This is a genomic window from Arthrobacter sp. Y3225116 (genome assembly GCF_059091245.1).
Genome location: NZ_JBNHGL010000192.1, coordinates 1 through 5,590, shown reverse-complemented (window position 1 = coordinate 5,590; position 5,590 = coordinate 1). Strand labels below are relative to the sequence as shown.

Annotated in this window: 4 protein-coding genes; 3 read left to right on the top strand and 1 reads right to left on the bottom strand. The window is 66.9% G+C overall.

Annotated features, from left to right (window positions below; translation table 11 throughout):
* Positions 1–292: 292 nt before the first annotated feature.
* Genes hpf through secA form a run of 3 tightly spaced genes read left to right on the top strand, consistent with a single transcriptional unit; the run spans position 293 to position 5,066 of the window.
* Positions 293–1,015, top strand: coding sequence for a ribosome hibernation-promoting factor, HPF/YfiA family (gene hpf / locus AC5RV2_RS14030; protein WP_494092838.1), 723 nt, complete (start codon positions 293–295; stop codon positions 1,013–1,015).
* 29 nt (positions 1,016–1,044) lie between these two features.
* The gene (locus AC5RV2_RS14025) at positions 1,045–2,295 is read left to right on the top strand and encodes a winged helix-turn-helix domain-containing protein (protein WP_494092837.1); all 1,251 of its coding nucleotides are present in this window, start codon (positions 1,045–1,047) and stop codon (positions 2,293–2,295) included.
* Between the two features lie 44 nt (positions 2,296–2,339).
* On the top strand, positions 2,340–5,066 hold the full coding sequence (gene secA / locus AC5RV2_RS14020) for a preprotein translocase subunit SecA (protein WP_494067265.1): 2,727 nt from the start codon (positions 2,340–2,342) through the stop codon (positions 5,064–5,066).
* Between the two features lie 9 nt (positions 5,067–5,075).
* Here the strand turns inward: secA and AC5RV2_RS14015 are convergent.
* A partial coding sequence (locus AC5RV2_RS14015) for an Rv3235 family protein (RefSeq protein WP_494092836.1) occupies positions 5,076–5,590 on the bottom strand: 515 nt, incomplete at its 5' end.

Below are 5,590 nucleotides of genomic sequence, written 5' to 3'. Positions count from 1 at the left end.
CGGGCCCGCCGCCGGAGATGCGGGCGGTCAGGCCGGGCGGCGGCCCTCGTGAGCGCCGCGGAATGACGCGGGGTGTAACGATTATTCGGCCCCCCGGCGTACCGGCCGTCGGGGTGCCCTCGGACATCGCCGGTAAATGTTGTAGATATTCGTGAGTAAAGGGTGAATAAAAGGTGTCCGTGATCTAACGTGAAGTATGGGCTCCCGCGAGGGAGGCAACCCGTCTTCAGCGGCTGAAAGGAGTTTCTCTTTCGGTCGCTGTTGTGTCATCTAGGCAATTATGGAGGGCACCATGGAATTCAACATCAACGGCCGCAACCTGTCCGTTTCGGATCGGTTCCGCGAGTACGCTGAGGAGAAGATCTCCAAGATCGAGCAGTTGGGCGACAAGGTCCAGCGGCTTGATGCCAAAGTCACCAAAGAGGCCAATGCCCGCAATGCCGAAAGCTCGATGACCGTCGAGCTCACCGTGCTCGGACGGGGCAGCGTGGTCCGCGCCGAGGCCAAGGCCGCGGACAAGTTTGCAGCTTTCGACATTGCCTATAACAAGCTTTTGGAGCGCCTGCGCCGCGCCCGGGACCGCCGCAAGGTCCATCACGGCCGTCACACCCCGACCGCCGTCCACCAGGCCACCGCCACGCTGGAACCGGCCAGCTCGGACATGCCGCTGCACGAAGCGGCGCTGGCTGCGGCAACTGCCCAGGACCAGGCCGAGGACCGGACCGGCTACGACATCGACAACGATCTTCCCGCCGGAGACTCACCGGTGCTGATCCGCCGCAAGGTCTTCCCGGCCGCGGCCATGACCCTCGACGATGCCGTGGACAACATGGAACTGGTGGGACACGACTTCTACCTGTTCATCGACAAGGCGACGAACGCACCCAGTGTCGTCTACCGCCGTCGTGGCTGGACGTACGGCGTGATCACCCTCGACGCCGATTGCAGCGCCGAAGAAGCCAAGGCGCGTGAAGAGGTGCTGGCCTACCGCGCGTCGGCGGGCGCCAAGGCCTGACGGCGCCGCGGCTTGCCTAGTATGAAGGCATGACAGCCCGCATCACTCCGGCCCAGGCCCGCCGCATCGCGCTGGCGGCGCAGGGATTGGTTCAGGAACGGCCCACCGGCCTTGTCACGGCAAGGCAGGTGGGCCGGACCTTTGACCGGCTGCGGCTGCTGCAGATTGACTCCGTGAACGTGCTGGTGCGCGCGCATTACCTGCCGTTCTTCTCCAGGCTCGGCGGCTACGACGTCGACATCCTCCACCGGTTTGCGGGAAAAGCGCCGCGCCGCATGATGGAGTACTGGGCGCACGAAGCCAGCTATATCAAGCCGCAGGATTTCGCCGATCTCCGCCAGTGGCAGCGTCGCCGGTGGGTCGGTGCGGCCGGCATGGACCCGGTCCTCGTCCGGGACCTGACCGCCAAGATCCTGGACACCCTTTCCTCCTCGCGCGGCCTGACCGCCCGGGCGGTCGCCGACCGGATCGGCCATGACGCGCACCAGCCGAAGACCGACTGGGGCTGGAACTGGAACGCGGTCAAGCGGGTGCTGGAGGACCTCTTCGAACAGGGGCTGGTCAGCGCCGCCGCGCGGACTCCCCAGTTCGAACGGCTCTACACCCTGACCGAGCGGGTGCTGCCCGCCCCGCACGACGCGCAGTACCGGCCCGATCCGGAACAGGCGATGCTGAGGCTGATCGAGGCCGCGGCGCTGGCCCACGGCATCGGGACCGTTAAGTGCTTCGCCGACTACTTCCGGGTGCCCGTGCGGGCGGCCGCCGCCGCGGTGCGGACGCTGGAGGCGGCCGGAAAGTTGGAAGCGGTGCAGGTAGACGGCTGGAGGGGCGACGTGTACCTGCACGCCGAGGCAGCCCGGCCGCGCCGCGCCACCGGCAGGGCACTCCTGAGCCCCTTCGATTCCTTGGTGTTCGAACGCCAGCGGGTGGAGCGGCTGTTCGGCTTTCGCTACCGGATCGAAATCTATACGCCGGCGCCGAAGCGGACCTACGGCTACTACGTCCTGCCGTTCCTGCTGGGGGACCGGCTGTGCGCCCGCGTGGACTTGAAGGCGGACCGGGCCACGGGCAGGCTCGTGGTCCGGGCTGCGCACGCCGAAGACGACGCCCCGTCTGGAACCGCGGCGGAGCTGGCAGCGGAGCTGGCCGGCATGGCCGAATGGCTGGCGCTGGACGCCGTCGTGGTTCAGGAGAGGGGCGATTTGGCCCCCGCCCTGGCCCGTGAGAGCGCGAAACGGCCGCCGGGAACCAAAACGCTGCCGGACTCGTCTCTCACGTAGACTGAACAAGCCAGATTTCTGCGCAACTGACTGGGAGCTATGTAGTGCCAACGATTCTCGAGCGTGTGCTTCGTACCGGCGACAAGAAGACGCTGAAGAGGCTGCGCGGCTACGCCGATGCGATCAACGTCCTGGAAGAGGACTTCAAGTCCCTCACGGATGCCGAGTTGCGCGGGGAAACCGACACGTTGAAGCAGCGCTACCAGGACGGCGAGCTGCTCGACGACCTGCTCCCGGAAGCCTTCGCCGCCGTCCGCGAAGCCGCCAGCCGCACGCTCGGCCTGCGCCACTTCGACGTCCAGCTGATGGGCGGCGCAGCCCTGCACATGGGCAACATCGCGGAGATGAAGACCGGTGAAGGCAAGACGCTGGTGGCCACCGCGCCGGCCTACCTGAACGCGCTCACCGGCAAGGGCGTCCACGTGGTGACGGTCAACGACTACCTGGCCGAATACCAGTCCGACCTGATGGGCCGTGTTTACCGCTTCCTGGGCCTGACCAGCGGCTGCATCCTCTCCAACCAGAACCCGGCGACCCGCCGCGAACAGTACGCGGCGGACATCACCTACGGCACGAACAACGAATTTGGCTTCGACTACCTGCGCGACAACATGGCCTGGAGCCGTGACGAACTGGTCCAGCGCGGACACCACTTCGCGATCGTGGACGAAGTCGACTCCATCCTGATCGACGAGGCCCGCACCCCGCTGATCATTTCCGGCCAGGCCTCCGGCGACGTGAACCGCTGGTACACCGAATTTGCGCGCGTCGTGATGCGGCTGAAGGACACCGAAGACTACGAAGTCGACGAGAAGAAGCGGACCGTCGGCGTGCTGGAGTCCGGCATCGAAAAAGTCGAGGACTACCTCGGCATCGATAACCTGTATGAATCGGCGAATACGCCGCTGATCGGGTTCCTGAACAACGCCATCAAGGCCAAGGAGTTGTTCAAGCGGGACAAGGACTACGTGGTGCTCAAGGGCGAGGTGCTCATCGTCGACGAGCACACCGGCCGCATCCTGGCCGGCCGGCGCTACAACGAGGGCATGCACCAGGCGATCGAGGCCAAAGAGGGCGTCGAGATCAAGGCCGAGAACCAGACGCTGGCCACGGTGACCCTGCAGAACTACTTCCGCCTCTACGGCAAGCTCTCGGGCATGACCGGCACCGCCGAAACCGAGGCGGCCGAGTTCATGAGCACCTACAAGCTCGGCGTGGTTCCGATCCCGACGAACAAGCCGATGGCCCGCATCGACCAGTCGGACCTGATCTACAAGAACGAAGTCGCCAAGTTCGACGCCGTCGTGAAGGACATCGCCGAGCGCCACGAAAAGGGCCAGCCGGTCCTGGTGGGCACCACCAGCGTGGAGAAGAGCGAGTACCTGTCCAAGCAGTTGGCGAAACAGGGCATCCGGCACGAAGTGCTTAACGCCAAGAACCACGCCCGGGAAGCGGCCATCGTCGCGCAGGCCGGCCGCAAGGGCGCCGTCACGGTGGCCACCAACATGGCCGGCCGCGGTACCGACATCATGCTCGGCGGCAACGCCGAATTCAACGCCGTGGCCGAGTTGGAACGCCGAGGCCTGGACCCCGCCGCGAACCCGGAAGACTACGAGGCCGCATGGCCCGCCGCCCTGGCAGCGGCGCAGAAAGCCGTGCAGGCCGAGCACGACGAGGTCAAGGAGCTCGGCGGGCTCTACGTGCTGGGTACCGAACGGCATGAATCCCGCCGCATCGACAACCAGCTCCGCGGCCGCTCCGGCCGCCAGGGCGACCCGGGCGAATCCCGCTTCTACCTCTCCCTCACCGATGACCTGATGCGGCTGTTCAACTCGGGCGCAGCCGAACGGATCATGAATTCCTCCCGCATGCCCGACGACGTGGCGTTGGAGTCCAAGATGGTTTCCAAGGCCATCCAGAACGCCCAGGCACAGGTCGAAGGCCGGAACGCCGAGCAGCGCAAGAACGTGCTGAAGTACGACGACGTGCTCAACCGGCAGCGCGAGGCAATCTACAACGACCGGCGGCGCATCCTGGAAGGCGACGACCTGCACGAGAAGGTCGCGTTCTTCCTCGAGGACGTGGTGACGGCGATGGTCAACGAAGCCACCATGGAGGGCCATGGCGACGACTGGGACTACGAGCAGCTGTGGACCAACCTCAAGCAGCTCTACCCGATCGAACTGACGATCGACGAGGTGCTGGAGGAAGCCGGCGGGCGCTCGAGGGTCACGGCAGATTTCCTGCGCGCAGAAATCGTCTCCGATGCCAAGGTCGCCTACGCGCAGCGTGAGCAGACGCTCGGCTCCGAGACCATGCGCGAACTGGAGCGGCGCGTGGTGCTCTCGGTGATCGGCAGGAAATGGCAGGAACACCTCTACGAGATGGATTACCTCAAGGAGGGCATCGGACTGCGGGCCATGGCCCAACGCGATCCGCTGGTCGAATACCAGCGCGAGGGATTCGTGATGTTCCAGGCCATGATGGAGTCCATCCGTGAAGAGAGCATCGGCTATCTCTTCAACCTCGAGGTCCAGGTCCAACAGCCGGCCGAGGCGACGGTCCCCGGCGTCGCGGACGCCCGGGCGGCGGCGGCGCCGCAGATCACCGCGGCCGGGTTGGAAGCCCCGCAGCGGCCGGCGGCCCTGCAGTTCACGGCGCCCAGCGCATCCGGGGAAGCCGAGACACGGGTCGAACGCCAGGCCCCGGCCAAGGCGGCAGCGCCCGCCAGGGACAAGCGCCCCGCCAAGAGCGGCAAGCGCCGGAAGTAGTTTCGGGGTTCAGCCGATCTCCAGGGCCGTGACCTTCCACAGTCCGCGGATCCACTCCAGCCGCAGCGCCACCGCGCGTATCCGGCGGGTCTCGGCCACCACCAGCGACGCTTCATAGGCGCTGTCGGCGGCACGGCACACCCGGGAGGAGCGGACCACGGCGCTGCGGTGCAGCCGCAGCGGGGCCCGGCCATCGGAACGCAGCTGCGCCCGGTGCGCCCTGGCGATGTCCGCCCGGTGCACCAGCTTTTCGTAGCTGGCGGGGTCCAGCCAGCGGGCGAGCTGTTGGACCGGCCGCGTGCCGGAGACGGCCTCCAGGCAGGCCTGCGCCACGGACCGGGCCATCGCCGTGACGTGGCGCAGTTCGGCCTCCGCCTCGGGATCACCGCCCACCGGCAGCGGAACGGGCCGGGGCACAGCGGCGGGTCCGGCCGCCCCCCGGGTGTCCTCCGGTCGCTTGGGCTGCAACCGGATGACGGGCGCAAAATAGCCGTCCGGCCCCGCCGGTTTGACCCGCCGTACCG

Excerpts from the sequence above, each read along its gene's own strand:
- AC5RV2_RS14025 (WP_494092837.1), top strand. The coding sequence starts at position 1,045 with ATGACAGCCCGCATCACTCCGGCCCAGGCCCGCCGCATCGCGCTGGCG.
- hpf (WP_494092838.1), top strand. The coding sequence starts at position 293 with ATGGAATTCAACATCAACGGCCGCAACCTGTCCGTTTCGGATCGGTTC.